Source organism: Geobacillus sp. PK12 (assembly GCF_004123125.1).
Taxonomy (GTDB): Bacteria; Bacillota; Bacilli; order Bacillales; family Anoxybacillaceae; genus Geobacillus; species Geobacillus zalihae.
Map to the genome: position 1 here is coordinate 13,731 of NZ_SDKL01000021.1, position 15,854 is coordinate 29,584.

At 55.8% G+C, this 15,854-nt stretch carries 16 protein-coding genes; 14 read left to right on the forward strand and 2 right to left on the reverse strand.

Features of this window, described 5'->3' with window-relative positions:
- Positions 1-28: 28 nt before the first annotated feature.
- From ETR37_RS09235 to yajC, 9 genes are all read left to right on the forward strand, one after another.
- Positions 29-763: a YhcN/YlaJ family sporulation lipoprotein gene (locus ETR37_RS09235; RefSeq protein WP_011232071.1), complete on the forward strand. Its 735-nt coding sequence runs from the start codon at positions 29-31 to the stop codon at positions 761-763.
- A 138-nt stretch (positions 764-901) separates the two neighbouring features.
- The gene (locus ETR37_RS09240) at positions 902-1,642 is read left to right on the forward strand and encodes a YebC/PmpR family DNA-binding transcriptional regulator (RefSeq protein WP_011232070.1); all 741 of its coding nucleotides are present in this window, start codon (positions 902-904) and stop codon (positions 1,640-1,642) included.
- A 227-nt stretch (positions 1,643-1,869) separates the two neighbouring features.
- A complete protein-coding gene (locus ETR37_RS09245; protein WP_129447172.1) occupies positions 1,870-2,346 on the forward strand; it encodes an intercompartmental signaling factor BofC in 477 nt (158 codons plus the stop codon).
- 103 nt (positions 2,347-2,449) lie between these two features.
- Complete coding sequence (gene ruvA / locus ETR37_RS09250) at positions 2,450-3,034, forward strand: Holliday junction branch migration protein RuvA (RefSeq protein WP_020756204.1); 585 nt, start codon at positions 2,450-2,452, stop codon at positions 3,032-3,034.
- 25 nt (positions 3,035-3,059) lie between these two features.
- Positions 3,060-4,061 carry a Holliday junction branch migration DNA helicase RuvB gene (gene ruvB / locus ETR37_RS09255; protein ID WP_033006369.1) on the forward strand — a complete coding sequence of 334 codons (1,002 nt, stop codon included), beginning with the start codon at positions 3,060-3,062 and terminating at the stop codon, positions 4,059-4,061.
- Positions 4,058-4,264: a DUF2905 domain-containing protein gene (locus ETR37_RS09260; RefSeq protein WP_011232066.1), complete on the forward strand. Its 207-nt coding sequence runs from the start codon at positions 4,058-4,060 to the stop codon at positions 4,262-4,264. Before ruvB ends, ETR37_RS09260 begins: the two co-directional genes overlap by 4 nt.
- A gap of 192 nt (positions 4,265-4,456) precedes the next feature.
- A complete protein-coding gene (gene queA / locus ETR37_RS09265) occupies positions 4,457-5,485 on the forward strand; it encodes a tRNA preQ1(34) S-adenosylmethionine ribosyltransferase-isomerase QueA (RefSeq protein WP_129447173.1) in 1,029 nt (342 codons plus the stop codon).
- A 17-nt stretch (positions 5,486-5,502) separates the two neighbouring features.
- Positions 5,503-6,645: a tRNA guanosine(34) transglycosylase Tgt gene (gene tgt / locus ETR37_RS09270; protein WP_060787735.1), complete on the forward strand. Its 1,143-nt coding sequence runs from the start codon at positions 5,503-5,505 to the stop codon at positions 6,643-6,645.
- 23 nt (positions 6,646-6,668) lie between these two features.
- Positions 6,669-6,941, forward strand: a complete 273-nt coding sequence (gene yajC / locus ETR37_RS09275; protein WP_119877909.1) for a preprotein translocase subunit YajC — start codon at positions 6,669-6,671, stop codon at positions 6,939-6,941.
- A gap of 163 nt (positions 6,942-7,104) precedes the next feature.
- Here the strand turns inward: yajC and ETR37_RS09280 are convergent, their stop codons facing one another.
- A complete protein-coding gene (locus ETR37_RS09280) occupies positions 7,105-7,488 on the reverse strand; it encodes a TIGR04086 family membrane protein (RefSeq protein ID WP_033006360.1) in 384 nt (127 codons plus the stop codon).
- A gap of 66 nt (positions 7,489-7,554) precedes the next feature.
- A complete protein-coding gene (spoVB, locus tag ETR37_RS09285; protein ID WP_129447174.1) occupies positions 7,555-9,117 on the reverse strand; it encodes a stage V sporulation protein B in 1,563 nt (520 codons plus the stop codon).
- Positions 9,118-9,228: 111 nt separating this feature from the next.
- Here spoVB and ETR37_RS09290 point away from each other — a divergent pair, with 111 nt between their 5' ends.
- The 5 genes from ETR37_RS09290 to ETR37_RS09310 all read left to right on the forward strand — a co-directional run bounded on the left by ETR37_RS09290 (position 9,229) and on the right by ETR37_RS09310 (position 15,854).
- On the forward strand, positions 9,229-9,516 hold the full coding sequence (locus ETR37_RS09290) for a post-transcriptional regulator (protein ID WP_013524218.1): 288 nt from the start codon (positions 9,229-9,231) through the stop codon (positions 9,514-9,516).
- A gap of 112 nt (positions 9,517-9,628) precedes the next feature.
- The gene (gene secDF, locus ETR37_RS09295) at positions 9,629-11,881 is read left to right on the forward strand and encodes a protein translocase subunit SecDF (RefSeq protein WP_047758105.1); all 2,253 of its coding nucleotides are present in this window, start codon (positions 9,629-9,631) and stop codon (positions 11,879-11,881) included.
- 143 nt (positions 11,882-12,024) lie between these two features.
- On the forward strand, positions 12,025-12,927 hold the full coding sequence (locus tag ETR37_RS09300) for a cation diffusion facilitator family transporter (protein ID WP_164977995.1): 903 nt from the start codon (positions 12,025-12,027) through the stop codon (positions 12,925-12,927).
- Between the two features lie 57 nt (positions 12,928-12,984).
- A complete protein-coding gene (gene recJ / locus ETR37_RS09305) occupies positions 12,985-15,351 on the forward strand; it encodes a single-stranded-DNA-specific exonuclease RecJ (protein ID WP_015375482.1) in 2,367 nt (788 codons plus the stop codon).
- Complete coding sequence (locus ETR37_RS09310; RefSeq protein WP_013144641.1) at positions 15,342-15,854, forward strand: adenine phosphoribosyltransferase; 513 nt, start codon at positions 15,342-15,344, stop codon at positions 15,852-15,854. The genes recJ and ETR37_RS09310 overlap by 10 nt, the downstream gene beginning before the upstream one ends.

Sequence of the window (15,854 nt, forward strand, 5' to 3'; positions counted from 1 at the left end):
GGCGAAGGAAACCAAGGGGGGTTTTCCATTGAGATACGCGGTCAGATGGATCGGCGCGTTGTCGGTCGCCGGATTGCTCGCCTCATGCACCAACTACCGGGCGAATGAGGAAGGGGCGCAGCGTTATCATGATGCGGCGAGACCGATCGGTTTTTACTCGACGGAGCGAGGCGACGATTTCCGCTATGGCCGATACGGGACGAATGCGCTCAATTATGACAACCGTTATATATGGGCGCGCCGCGGTCCGGTCACCGATTATTTGACGGACGGCGGCCGCCTCGGAGGACCAGCAGCGACCCGGTTTGACACGGACGTTCCGGCTCTTCCGCCCGACGTCGATTTCGGTGACAGTGATTACAACTACCATGGGCATTTGCACTCGCTAAACGTCGATCCGCACCCGTCGTACTACCGAAGCTATGCCGGCGGTTTGGCTGAGAAGCTCTCCCGCCGCGCCGCAGCGGTGAACGGAGTCGACGATGCCCGCGCGGTTGTGTATGGCGATCAGGCGCTCATCGCGATTGCCACAGACGCCCGCCATCCCAAGCGGCTTGAGAAGCGTGTCGAGCAAGCGGTCGCTCCGTACGCGGACGGCAAGCGGGTGCGCGTCACCTCGAATCCGAGCATGTACCACCGCATTCGCACGATTGACAACGCGCTTCGACGCGGGACTCCAATCAATATGGAAGAAATCCGCCGTGATTTGCGCACCATTTTTATCGATGGCACGATTCAAGAACGGCCGGAAAACACTCGGTGACAAACGAAAAAGGCGTCCCAAAAAAGCGGGGCGCCTTTTTTCATGGCTGCTCCTTCGCTGGAGCTTGGCTGACAATTTCCGCGTTTTTTGCTATAGTAATAGTCGGAACATTCCGTTGCGATGAGAGGAGAACTGTCGATGGCTGGACATTCGAAGTGGAAAAATATCCAACGGCGGAAAAATGCTCAAGATGCCAAACGCGGCAAACTGTTCATGAAACTGGCGAAGGAAATTTATGTGGCCGCCAAAAGCGGCGGAGGCGATCCAGCGTCCAATCCGAGCCTGCGCCTTGTCATTGAGAAGGCGAAAGCGGCCAACATGCCGAGCGAAAACATTGAACGGGCGATTAAAAAAGCAACTGGAACCCAAGAACATACCAACTATGAGGAAATTCGCTACGAAGGATATGGACCAGGCGGCGTTGCCGTCATGGTCGTTTGCCTGACGGATAATAAAAACCGCACCGCCGCCAACGTGCGTGCGGCGTTTGCGAAAAACGGCGGCAATTTAGGGGAAACGGGCTGCGTCTCCTATTTGTTCGAGCGCAAAGGGCTGCTCGTGATTGACCGCGAACAGCACAACGTTGATGAGGATGAATTGCTGCTGTTGGCCATTGAAGCGGGCGCCGAGGAGATGGAAACAACGGACGAATCGTTCGAAATTTATACAGCGCCCGAATCGTTTGAAACGGTGAAAGACGAGCTGGAACAGCAAGGATTCACGTTTGCCAGCGCGGAAATTACGATGATTCCGCAAACGTATACGACGCTTGAGGGCGACGATTTGAAAAAAATGCTGAAGTTGATCGATACGCTTGAAGATGATGATGACGTCCAAGAAGTGTACCATAATTTGGACGAATCGGTGCTTGAGGAGTAGCGGCGTCCGTCGGCGAAGCCGGCGGATTTTTTTGTACATACGTTCGAAGGTCGTGGAACATAATGGAATATGATGATCGAGCGCCGTTGGCTCGAATCCCCGCCCCACTTTTTGGATCGGCGGCAGCTTGCTTGGCAAAAAAGCTGATGGATCAAGGAATAAAATGGCGTCCGCTGGTGAAACTAGTGGCGTAAAGGAACCATCATCCGAGAAGAGAGGAACAAACGATGCGAATTCTTTCCCTCATACTGTGGATCGCCGCCATCGTGTTGCCGGTTCATTCGGCCTCCGCCGCACCGGTTAAGATGACGATTGTGCTCGAGCGGCAATACTTGGACGGAGAGATGAGCGAAGAGAAAGTCACCGAAACCGTCGATTCGATGACAGAAATATGGAAAAAATATCGCGGTTGGCAACTCGTGACGCTCGATGATCAGACGATCGTGTTTCGCAAAACCATCAACGACATTTCGCCGTTGTTAAAAACAAACGGCTACTTCGGAATTACGGACGATGGCACGTTGTCTATCTTCAACGGCAAACCGGGCCGGTCGAGCGAAATCATCCAGTCGTTTTTCCAAATCGACGTGCAAAAGCTCGAAAGCCGTCAGCAAGAAAAGCTGAAGCAAGGAATTCGCGTCCTCTCGAAAGAACAATACGAACAAGTGATTGAAATGTACCGCCATTTTGCGGTTGTCCAGTAAAGCGGCGACAAGCCCGTGGTGCGATGCGCATCACGGGATTTCTTTTTGCTATAATGAAATCATATGATACAATGAAAGGACGAAAAAAGGAGAGGAGCATCCATTGATCGAGTTTATCCGTGGGTATGTCGATTACGTCTGCCCGGAATATATCGTCATCGACCATAACGGCATCGGCTACGAAATTTTTACGCCGAATCCGTTTGCCTTTCGCGAGAGCCGCGAGGCGGTGGTGACGGTGTATACATACGAATATGTGCGCGAAGATGTGCACGCTTTATACGGGTTTTCCACGCGCGAAGAGCGCAACTTGTTCACAAAGCTGCTTCAAGTGTCCGGCATCGGTCCGAAAGGCGGCCTCGCCATTTTGGCGGCCGGGCGTCCTGATGAACTGGCGCGGGCCATCGAGGAAGAAAACGAGGCGTTTTTATGCAAGTTTCCAGGCGTAGGCAAAAAGACGGCTCGGCAAATGATTTTGGATTTAAAAGGGAAGCTCGGGGCGCTTGCGGCGCCGGCGGCTGCACGTTCGGCCGCACCGCTTTCCGGTGCGCTCGCCGAGGCGGTGGCGGCGCTCAAGGCGCTCGGCTACGCTGAACGGGAGATCGAGAAAATCATTCCGGCGCTCCGCGAAGAAGCGATGTCGACGGAACAGTATGTGAAGCGGGCGCTGGCGCTGCTTTTGGGATAAACAGCGGCCAAAGGGAGGAATGACGGTGAAGGAACGGCTTGTATCCGGGGAGGTCTTAGGGGAAGAAACTGCGCTTGAACCGAGTTTGCGCCCGCAATATTTGCATGAATATATCGGGCAAGATAAGATCAAAGAAAACTTAAAAGTGTTCATTGAAGCGGCCAAGCTCCGCGAAGAGACGCTCGACCATGTGCTGCTGTACGGACCGCCGGGGCTTGGGAAAACGACGCTCGCCGTGATCATCGCCAATGAAATGGGCGTCAAGCTGCGAGCGACATCTGGACCGGCGCTCGAGCGGCCGGGAGATTTGGCGGCGCTTCTCACTTCGCTTGAGCCGGGGGATGTGCTCTTTATTGATGAGATCCACCGGCTGCCGCGGGCGGTGGAAGAGGTGCTCTATCCGGCGATGGAAGATTATTGCTTAGATATCGCGATTGGCAAAGGGCCGGATGCGCGCACGCTTCGCCTCGACTTGCCGCCATTTACGCTCGTCGGGGCGACGACGAGAGCCGGGGCGCTGTCGGCGCCGCTTCGCGACCGGTTTGGTGTCATCAGCCGGCTCGAATACTATCACGTCGACCAACTCGCCCAAATCATTGAGCGGGCGGCGGCCATCTTGCAAATCGGCATCGAGCGCGAAGCGGCGCTTGAGCTTGCCCGTCGGGCGCGCGGCACGCCGCGCATCGCCAACCGTTTGCTGCGGCGCGTCCGCGATTTTGCGCAAGTGCGCGGAGAGGGGGGAATTACGCTGCCGCTTGCTGTCGAGGCGCTCGAGCGGCTGCAAGTCGACCGGCTCGGGCTCGACCAAATCGACCATAAGCTGCTTTCAGCGATGATTGAAAAATTCGCCGGCGGCCCGGTCGGGCTCGAAACGCTGGCGGCCGTCATCGGCGAAGAAGCACAAACGATTGAAGAAGTGTATGAGCCGTACTTGATGCAGATCGGTCTCTTGCAGCGTACGCCGCGCGGGCGCGTCGTCACGCCGGCTGCGTACACCCATTTCGAAATGGAGGTTCCGAAGCGGTGAACAGCTTGCCAAAGTTGATCATGACGATCGGCGTTGTGCTCATCATGGTCGGGTTTGTCATGCAGTTTGTCAAACTCGGCCGCTTGCCGGGGGATATCGTCATCCGCAAAGGGAATATGACGTTTTATTTTCCCGTTGTGACATCCATCTTGCTGAGCGTTGTGTTATCGTTGATTTTTTACGTGCTCGGACGATTTCGCTGAAGGAAGGAGAACTGCGTCAACTACCCCCACTTAGCTAACGCTTGAAGTGGGGGCTTGNNATTGGAGTGCCTTTATTGAACGGTTTTCTCCACGCCTTTATTATATCATACACAAAAGAAAGGGGGGAACGCGCATTCCTCTCCCACTTACTCCCTTTGGTCGTTGAAGTGGGAGTCTCCTGCGCGAAATAGGATGAAAGTCGATTTGTTTGATTTTCATTTGCCGGAAGAGTTGATTGCGCAAACGCCGCTTCCAGACCGGGCGGCATCAAGGCTCATGGTGCTCGATAAACGAACGGGCGCCATTCGCCATGAAACGTTTCGCAACATTATTTCGTACTTGAATCCGGGCGACTGCCTCGTTTTAAACGATACGCGCGTCATGCCGGCGCGGCTTTACGGCGAAAAAGAGGAAACGGGCGGAACAGTCGAAGTGCTGCTGTTAAAGCAATTGGACGGCGACCGTTGGGAGACGCTCGTCAAGCCGGGAAAACGAGTCAAGCCAGGAACGAAACTCACCTTTGGCGGGGGGAAGCTTGAAGCCGTCTGCCTCGATACGCTGGAACACGGCGGGCGAGTGCTTGAGTTTTCGTATGACGGCCTGTTTTATGAAGTATTGGCCGAACTTGGGGAGATGCCGCTGCCCCCGTACATTAAAGAAAAGCTTGACGACCCGGAACGGTATCAGACGGTGTACGCCCGTGAAATTGGTTCGGCAGCGGCGCCAACCGCCGGTTTGCATTTCACCGAAGAGCTGCTTGACGCCATTCGCGAAAAAGGGGTGCATATCGTCTTCATCACCCTTCATGTCGGGCTTGGCACGTTTCGGCCGGTGCAAGTGGACGACGTCGAGAAGCACGATATGCACGCCGAATTTTATCAAATGAGCGAGGAAACGGCCGAGACGTTAAACCGCGTCCGGGAGCAGGGCGGCCGCATCATCGCCGTCGGCACGACGTCGACACGGACGCTCGAGACGATCGCCGGCAAACATAACGGCCGATTTGTCGCCGAAAGCGGCTGGACCGACATTTTCATCTATCCCGGCTATGAGTTCAAAGGGATTGATGGGCTGGTGACGAACTTCCACCTGCCGAAATCGACGCTCATCATGCTCGTGAGTGCGCTCGCCGGGCGCGAAAATATTTTGCACGCGTATCAAGTAGCGGTCAAAGAGCGATACCGCTTTTTCAGCTTCGGTGATGCGATGCTCATCATTTGAGAAAGGAGACGAGCACGTTGACGACACCGATTCGCTTTGAACTGATCAAAACGTGCCGGCAGACGGGCGCGCGCCTTGGCATCCTCCATACGCCGCACGGCTCGTTTGAAACGCCGATGTTTATGCCGGTTGGGACGCTCGCCACGGTCAAGACGCTGTCGCCGGAAGAGCTGAAGACAATGGGGGCCGGCGTCATTTTAAGCAACACCTATCATCTTTGGCTGCGCCCGGGGCATGACATTGTCGCGGAAGCGGGCGGGTTGCATGCGTTTATGAATTGGGATCGCGGCATTTTGACGGATTCCGGCGGCTTCCAAGTGTTCAGCCTCAGCGAATTCCGCCGCATCGAGGAAGAAGGCGTCTATTTCCGCAACCATTTAAACGGCGATAAGCTGTTTTTATCGCCGGAAAAAGCAGTCGAAATTCAAAATGCGCTTGGCGCCGACATCATCATGGCGTTTGATGAGTGCCCGCCGTATCCGGCGACGTATGAATACATGAAACAGTCCATCGAGCGGACGAGCCGTTGGGCGGAGCGCTGCTTGAAGGCGCACCGCCGCCCGAATGAGCAAGGGCTGTTTGGCATCGTCCAAGGCGGCGAGTATGAGGAGTTGCGCCGGCAGAGCGCCCGCGATTTAGTGTCGCTCGATTTTCCCGGCTATGCGGTCGGCGGATTGTCGGTCGGCGAGCCGAAGGAGGTCATGAATCGGGTGCTTGAGTTTACGACGCCGCTTCTGCCGGCGGACAAGCCCCGCTATTTAATGGGCGTCGGTTCGCCGGATTCGCTCATCGACGGGGCGATCCGCGGCATCGACATGTTCGACTGCGTATTGCCGACGCGCATCGGCCGCAACGGGACGGTGATGACGAGCGAAGGACGGGTGGTGATCAAAAATGCCCAGTACGCCCGCGACTTCTCGCCGCTCGATCCGAACTGCGACTGCTACACGTGCCGGAACTATACGCGCGCGTACATCCGCCATCTCATCAAATGTGATGAAACATTTGGCATCCGCCTCACGTCTTACCATAACGTCTATTTTTTGATAAAATTGATGGAGCAGGTGAGACAAGCGATCCGCGAAGATCGACTCGCCGATTTCCGTGAGGAATTTTTCGAACGCTACGGCTTCAACAAGCCGAATGCAAAAAACTTTTGACGACCGGAAAGGAGGGGGATTGCATGAACGCAGCGATCGCCAATTTGTTGTCGATTGTGCTGTTTTTTGTGATTTTCTACTTTTTGTTCATTCGCCCGCAACAAAAACGGCAACGCGCCATCCAGCAAATGCAGGCGAATTTGAAAAAAGGCGATAAAATCATCACGATCGGTGGATTGCACGGCATCATCGACTCGGTCGATGAGGACAAAATCATCGTTCGCGCCGGCGACGGCACGCGACTGACGTTCGACCGCTCCGCGGTGAGAGAAGTGGTGGCGGAAAGCAAGGCGTAGCGAAAGCGCGGCCATCGGCGTCTAAGCTTGAGCGCCGATTTGAACGGCGGTGTGAAAAGCGCGAGCGAGACGCAATCTCGTTTCTTACCATCGCGCTCTCCATCACAAAAGGTGTCCCGTTTGCTTTGAGGACACCTTTTGCTTTTGCGCTGGTTTGTCGTTTTTACGTCCGTTCATAGCGCGACGATGACAAATTGACCCCGACGATGCCGCCTAAGGAAGCAGCGGCGAAAAAGGCAAGGTGGTACAGCCATTGTTCGACGGTAAACGATTTTTCCATGCCAAGAAATTGAAACAAAAAGATGATCGCCGTAAATAAGAGGCCGGTCAGCCCGCCGGCGAGCCATCCTTTTTCTTGGCTTTTTCCGCCGGCGACAACGCCGCCGATAAACAGCGAGACAACCGAGGCGGCAAACACGATCCAGGTGAGCGACGATTCGTGAATGTCCGTCCATTTGAGCAACAACGAAAAAATGAAGCTGACGAGCGCCGCCAACACAAAAACTGTGGCGATTCCATACACCAGTGCGCTGCCAAGCCGTGACACCGCGATCCCTCCTTGGCCCAAACGCTTTTTACCACAATATATTCACCGCCGGACAGGTTTAGACGTTTATTTTCGCTTGTTTTTGCCGGCCAGCCAGTGCAGCCCCGGAAGGTAGACGAGCTCTTCGCGCCGGATGAGCCGGAACAGAACGAGGCAGGCGGCATATAGGGCGGCTGTCGCGGCCATGGCAAGCAGCGTCCAAAGCGGTGCGGGCACCGCCAAAAGCGGATGGCGGGAGAGCGCATAGCCGATTGCGCCCGCAGCGATGATGGCGCCAAGCGCTTTGATGTACTCGCGCGCATCGATGGAAAAAGACACCACCTTGACGACCGTGGCAAAGTGAAGCAACGTCACAAGAACGGTGCTGACTGCAGTCGCCAGCGCCGCGCCCATAATGCCCAAACTTGGACGGGAAGCAAGGACGAAGATGCACACGAGCTTCACCACTGCTCCGATCAAGCTGTTCGTCATGGCGGCGTTCGCCAAGTCCAGTCCTTGCAAGACCGCCTGCAGCGGGCCTTGGAAATAATACAATAAGAAAAACGGCGCCATCACTTGAATAAAGATCGCGGCTTCACTTGTGCCGTACATCCAGCGCATGAGCGGCTCGGCGAACAAGTAAAGAACGACGGTGGAAAGGCCGCCGGTGACAAGCGACAAGCGCATCGCCTGGGCGATCCGGTATTCGACCAAAAGCAGCTTGCGTTGCGCCATGGCTTCGCTGATGGCCGGCACCAGGGCGGTCGAAAGCGCGTACGTAATAAACGACGGCAACGTCAACAACGGCAGCGCGTAGCCGACAAGCTGTCCGTATTGCCTTGTGGCAGTGGAGGCGGCGATGCCGGCCAATGCCAAGCTGTTGGCGACGACGATTGGCTCAAAAAACCAAGAAAGCGAGCCGATCAAACGGCCGCCGGTCGTCGGCAAGGCAATGCGCATGAGGCGGACGAACGTCTCTTTGCCGGCTTGGACGTAGTGAAAAAACTTTGTCCGCAGGCGAATCGATTTTTTAACCTTAAATAAAAACAGCAAATACAATAATGCTGCCAGCTCGCCGAGAACGGAAGACGCCATGGCGCCGGCGGCGGCATACTCGACGCCGTACGGCAAAAGCGGCTGTGTGCATAAAGCGATCAAGCTGATGCGGACGATTTGTTCCATCAAGAGCGAGTAGGCGTACGGTTTCATTTGCTGGCGTCCTTGAAAGTAGCCGCGCAGCACCGAAGAGATGGCGACGATCGGCACAATTGGAGCGATGGCAAGAAGCGGATAGTACGTGCGCGGGTCGGTGAACATCGTCCGGGAGAGCCATGGCGCAGCAGCGATCAACGCCGGCAGAAGCACGATGCTTAGCGTGCCGGTGGTGGCCAGCGACACGACGAGAATTTGTTTCACCCGCTGCCGGTCGCCGGCCGCCTCTGCTTCGGCGACGAGTTTGGAAATGGCGACCGGCAGCCCGATCTGCGTCGCGGTAATCGCTAAAACGAGCGTCGGCACGGCCATCATGTACAGCCCGACTCCTTCATCGCCGATCATGCGGGCGACGACAATTCGGTTGATGAAGCCGAGAATTTTCGTAATAAAGCCAGCGGCGATTAAAATGACCGTACCTTGTAAAAATTTAGACATTTTCTCCCCCTGCCTTCTCAAATGCCTCCGTCTTTTATACAATATATGCAAGGCCCATGGCCAAGCATGACAAGATTGGCAGGCGGCAATGGATACAAGGGGGTATGGGGGATGGATGAAAACCGGAAGCTGCGCGAACAGCTCATGCCGGCGCTCGAGTCGAAGTGCGATGAGTTTCGTCTTCTCGGCTATACGCAAGTGACGATGGACGGGCTGTGGGAATGTTTATGTTCCCGCAAGTGGAAGCATCGGCCGGCGGAAAAAAAACTGCATGAGTTGGTCAGCGACATTTTCTCTCTTTCGCCGAGCGAGTATATGATGTTTTTGACGATGCGTTCGTATAAGCAGCAGGCGGCCGGCGATGATGAGTTGGAGCGGGTTTTAAAGGAATTGTTATAGTGGAAAATTGACACTTGCCGGCTGCTGTTTCATAATGGAAGGCGAGGCCAATGTTTTGCTTGGCGCTGCGGCGGACGGCGCCGAGGCAAGTTGAAGGAGGATCTTAAGGAGAATGGTAAAACGAAGCCGCATCGTCGCCTTTTTTCTGCTCCTGCTTTTGTTCGCCGGAGTGATGGGGCCGACGATTCAAGGAATTGTACATAACATCAAACTGGGCCTTGACTTGCAAGGCGGTTTTGAAGTGCTGTATGAAGTGAAGCCGGCCAAAAAAGGCGATAAGATTGATCAAGAGACGCTGCAAAGCACCGTCAGCGCGCTGAATAAACGGATCAACGTCCTTGGCGTCAGCGAGCCGCGCGTTGACATCGAGGGAGGAAACCGCATCCGCGTCCAGCTCGCCGGGGTGAAAGACCAAAATGAGGCGCGCGAAATTTTGTCCACGCAGGCGAAATTGACGTTCCGCGATGTCAATGACAACGTGCTTATGGACGGAAGCGACCTCGTCCAAGGCGGAGCGAAGCTGTCGTTTGATGAAAACGGCCGGCCGAGCGTCGCTCTGAAATTGAAAGACGCCGACAAGTTCCGCCAGGTGACGGAAAAAGTATATAAAATGGGGCCGCCAAACAACATTTTAGTCATTTGGCTCGATTTTAAAGAAGGGGTGGACTCCTACCGGAAAGAAGCGGGCAAAGCTGATCCGAAATTTATTTCCGCCGCTTCAGTCAACCAAGTGTTCAATCAGACGGATGTGTCGATCGTCGGCAATTTTACGGTCAAAGAAGCGCAACAGCTGGCCGATTTGCTCAATGCCGGCGCGCTGCCGGTCGAGCTGCATGAAATTTACTCCACGTCCGTCGGCGCTCAGTTTGGGAAAAACGCCCTGCAAAAAACGGTGTTGGCCGGCATCATCGGTGTGGCGGCGATCTTCTTGTTCATGATTTGGTTTTACCGGCTTCCCGGGATCATCGCCGTCATTACGCTGTCGGTATACATTTATTTGATTTTGCTTTTGTTTGATTGGATGAACGTCGTTATGACGCTGCCGGGCATTGCCGCCCTGATTTTGGGGGTTGGGATGGCGGTCGATGCCAACATTATTACGTACGAACGGATCAAAGAGGAGCTGAAGCTCGGCAAGTCGATGCTGTCGGCGTTCCGTGCTGGCAACCGCGGGTCGTTTGCGACGATTTTTGACGCCAACCTTACGACGATCATCGCCGGCGCTGTTCTTTTTATTTACGGGACAAGCTCGGTGAAAGGGTTTGCGACGACGCTCATCATCAGCATCGTCGTCAGCTTTCTCACCGCCGTTTACGGCACGCGGCTGTTGCTCGGACTGCTTGTGTCAAGCCGCTGGCTCGATAAAAAGCCGGAGTGGTTTGGCGTCAAAAAGTCGGAAATCTTAAACATTGCCGAAACGACCGAGGAAACGGAAGTGCCGACGAAGTTTGACCGCTGGGATTTTGTCAAACATAGCAAAAAGTTTTTCATTTTCTCTGGCGCATTGACGATCGCCGGCGTCATCTCGTTGTTTGCCCTGGGGCTGAATCTTGGCATTGACTTCACGAGCGGAACGCGCGTTGAGGTGACGAGCAGCCAGCCGATCGATGCAAAAGAGTTGAGCGGCTATTTCGAGCGGCTCGGCTACAAGCCGGAAGATGTCGTCCTGTCCGGCACGGATGGGAAAACAGGCGTCGTCCGCTTGATTGGCGTGCTCGATAAGCAAGAAATTGCCAAGCTGAAAAATGAATTGAAGCAAGCGTATGGCAACGAACCAAACATCAGCACCGTCTCTCCGGTCGTCGGCAAGCAGCTGGCTCGCAACGCGCTCATTGCTGTGCTTATTTCATCCATCGGCATCATTCTTTACGTGACGATTCGCTTTGAGTGGCGAATGGCGCTCGCAGCCATTGTCGCCTTATTGCACGATGCGTTTTTTATTATTACCGTGTTCAGCTTGACGCGTCTTGAAGTCGATTTGACATTCATCGCCGCGGTGCTGACGATCATCGGGTACTCGATCAACGATACGATCGTCACGTTTGACCGCATCCGGGATTTGATGAAAAAGCGGAAAGTGAAAACGGTCGACGACTTGAAGCATATCGTCAACCGGGCGTTGCAGCAAACCTTTACGCGCTCGGTCAATACCGTATTGACCGTCTTGTTTACGGTCATCGCGTTGCTCATCTTTGGCAGCGAAGCGATCCGCAATTTCAACCTCGCCTTGCTCGTTGGACTTGTGTGCGGCGTCTATTCGTCGCTTTGCATCGCTTCTCAGCTTTGGGTCGTTTGGAAAGGACAGGAGCTCAAAAAAGGGAAAGGAGCCAAAAAAGCGGCGGCCGAGGCCGAACCGCAGGTGTAACAGCGCGCCGGAAAAGTGAATGTGCTTTTCCGGCGCCTTTTTTGTTCGGTGCAATGCTCGGGGCGGAAAATGGATACACTAACCGTCAGATGCAACATAGGCAGCGCGTGAGGCTGCTGAATGCAAAGGTGGGGGAGATGGCCATGGAACACGAACAGCGGTTCAGGCAGGCGAAAACAGCAGCGGTCGTCGGCATCGCCGGCAACATGGCGCTCGCCGTCGTCAAGGCGGCGGTCGGCGTGTGGAGCCAAAGCCAAGCGTTGATCGCTGATGCCGTCCATTCAGCGTCCGATGTTGCCGGCTCGTTCGCCGTTTGGGTCGGACTGCGGGCCGCTGCGCGCCCGCCGGATGAGGATCATCCGTACGGGCATGGGAAAGCGGAATCCATCGCCGCCATTATTGTGGCGGTTCTTCTATTTCTCGTTGGGATCGAGATCGGGCGCTCGGCGTTTCTGTCATTTTTCGCCCCACTGTCGCCGCCCGGGGCGGCCGCCATTTACGTCTTGTTGTTGTCGATTGCTGTCAAAGAAGCGATGTTTCGCTATAAATACCGGCTCGGGAAAAAGCTAAACAGCGATGCGCTGATCATCAACGCCTATGAGCACCGATCGGATGTGTTTTCGTCGTTTGCTGCGCTCATCGGCGTCGGCGCCGCCATTGTCGGTGGAAAATGGGAGATTGACTGGCTTGTATATGCCGACCCGCTCGCCGGATTGTTCGTCTCGCTGCTTGTTCTGAAAATGGCATGGGACCTTGGCCGACAGTCGGTCCATACGGCGATCGACCATGTGCTTCACGAGGAGGAGGCCGGCTATTTGCGCGAGGCGGTCTTGTCCATTCCCGATGTGCGGCAAATCAATGAGCTGCATGCGCGCGAGCACGGCCATTACGTCATCGTCGATTTGAAAATCGCCGTCGATCCGCGATTGACGGTCGAAGAGGGGCACCGGATCGGAAAGAAAGTGAAAGAAAAACTGCTGACGCTGCCGCGCGTCCGCAATGTCATGGTTCACATCAACCCGTACAACCCGGAAAAAAAACCGTAATGTCGTTGCCTGCCCTTTTCTCCTTTTTGTATAATAAGGAGAGTTGAGGTGGGAGACATGTTGAAAGCGAAAACGCGTTGGGAGGTGGAGCGCCTCGATGAGCAGACGGTGAGGCGGCTGGCTGAGGAAGCCGGCGTCACGCCCTTATTGGCGAGGCTTCTCGTCCGCCGCGGGGTGCGGACGGCCTCGGAGGCGGCGGCGTTCCTCAATCCGCTTCGCCAACCGTTTCATGATCCGTTTTTGCTTGACGGGATGGAGCGAGCGATTCAGCGTCTAAAGCGGGCGATTGACGCGGGCGAACGCGTGTTGGTATACGGCGATTACGATGCCGATGGCGTTTGCAGCACGTCGGTGATGGTGAGTGCTCTCAAGGAGGCGGGGGCGTCGGTCGAGTTCTACATTCCGAACCGATTTACGGAAGGATACGGGCCGAACATGGCGGCGTTTCGCTCCGCAAAAGAGCGCGGCGTTTCCGTCATTGTGACCGTCGACAATGGGATTGCGGCGGTCAAGGAAATTGCGGCCGCCAACGAGTGGGGGATGGATGTCATCGTAACGGATCACCACGAGCCAGGTCCGGTGTTGCCGGAGGCGCATGCGATCATTCATCCGAAGCAGCCGGGAAGTACATATCCGTTTCGCGATTTAGCCGGCGTCGGCGTTGCGTTTAAGGTAGCCCATGCCTTGCTTGGGCGGGTGCCGCGCCATTTGCTTGATTTGGTCGCGATCGGCACGATCGCTGATTTGGTTCCGCTTGTTGGGGAAAACCGCCTCTTTGTTGCACACGGGCTTGAAGCGTTGCGAGCGACGGAGCGCATCGGGCTGCGCGCTCTTTTTCGGCAATGCCGCATTGATGCGGCGGCCATCAACGAACAGACGGTCGGATTTGTCATCGCTCCGCGCTTGAACGCGGCGGGGCGCCTCGGCGGCGCCGATCCGGCAGTGGCGCTCTTAATGACGGACGATGAGAACGAAGCGGTGCAGCTGGCGGCGGAGATGGACGAGTTAAACCGCGAACGTCAGCAGCTTGTGGCACAAATCGCTGAAGAAGCGGCGGACATGGTGCGCCGCCAATTTCCTCCTGAGGAACATCGCGTCTTGGTTGTGGCAGGCGAAGGATGGAATGCCGGAGTGGTGGGCATTGTCGCTTCTAAGCTTGTCGAGCAGTTTTACCGCCCGGCGGTCGTGCTTTCCATCGACCGGGAAAAAGGGATCGCCAAAGGGTCAGCCCGCAGCATTCATGGGTTTGACTTATTCGCCAGCCTGTCGCAATGCCGCGACCTGTTGCCGCACTTTGGCGGCCACCCGATGGCGGCGGGGATGACATTGGCGCTTGATGATGTCGAAGAATTGCGGCAACGGCTGAACGCCATCGCCGCCGAAACGTTGTCTGAGGACGATTTTACGCCGCCGACGTTCATCGATGCTTCCTGTTCGATTGCTGAGTTGACGCTCGACGCCGCCCGCGGTCTTGAGCGGTTCGCTCCGTTTGGCGTCGGCAATCCGCGGCCGCTTGTTCTCATTGAAGGGGCGTCCGTTGAAACGATGCGGCGCGTCGGGGCGAACGGAGCCCATATGAAAGCCGTCTTTTCCCAAGACGGGGCCGCGATCGATGCCATCGGCTTCGGCCTCGGGCCGTTATGCGAAGAAATCGCTCCGGATGCGCGCATTTCGGCGGTCGGGGAGCTGTCGGTGAACGAATGGAACGGGTTCGCCAAGCCGCAGCTGTCGTTGTGTGATCTGGCGGTCAGCGACTGCCAGCTGTTTGACGTCCGCGGCTGCCGCGACGTCCGTCCACTTCTTGAGCGGCTGCCAAAAGAGAAGCGGCTAGTCGTCTCCTTTCGCTGCGAAACTGGGCAGCGCCCCGACGTGGCGCCATTTCGCGGGGAGCTTCATTGCGTGCCGACCGAAGAAGAGGCGGGCGCCTTATCGATTGACGACCGCTATGTCGTGCTGCTTGACGTGCCGCCGCGGCTGGCCTTGCTGTCGGCGCTTCTTGGCAGCGGGCGGCCGGCGCGCATTTACGCGGTGTTCGCCCAGCCCGAGGCGCAATTTTTCCGCACGTTTCCGACGCGCGAACATTTTAAATGGTTTTACGCCTTTTTGCATCAACACCGTTCGTTTCCGCTCGCCAAGCGCGGCGGTGAGCTGGCCCGCGCCCGCGGTTGGACGGAAGAGACGGTTCATTTTATGGCGAAAGTATTTTTAGAGCTTGACTTTATCAGCGAACAAAACGGCGTCATTTCGCTCGTTCATCAGCCGGCGAAGCGCGATTTGCACGAATCGCCGACGTACCGCCGGCGGCGGGACGAGCTCGAGGCGGAGCATCAGTTAGTCTATTCCACTTACGAGCAATTGAAACGCTGTTTGGCGGAAATGACACGTTCGCAAACGCACGAGGAGGCAAACGTATCATGGACTTAAAACAATACATTACGATTGTGCCCGATTTCCCGAAGCCGGGCATCATGTTTAAAGATATTACCACGCTGATGGACAACGGTCCGGCGTACAAATACGCGACCGACCAAATTGTTCAATATGCGCGCGAAAAACAAATCGATATCGTCGTTGGTCCGGAAGCGCGCGGCTTTATCATCGGATGCCCAGTCGCCTATGCGCTTGGCGTCGGATTTGCGCCGGTGCGCAAGGAAGGGAAGCTGCCGCGCGAAGTCGTCCGTGTGGAGTATGGCCTGGAATATGGAACAGATGTCTTGACGATGCATAAAGATGCCATTAAGCCAGGGCAGCGCGTGTTGATCACCGACGACTTGCTGGCGACGGGCGGGACGATGCGGGCGACGATCGATTTGGTGGAACAGCTCGGCGGAGTGGTGGCCGGATTGGCGTTTTTGATTGAGCTTACCGAGCTTGGCGGCCGCAAAAAATTGGAAGGCTACGACATTTTGACGCTGATGCAGTTTTAA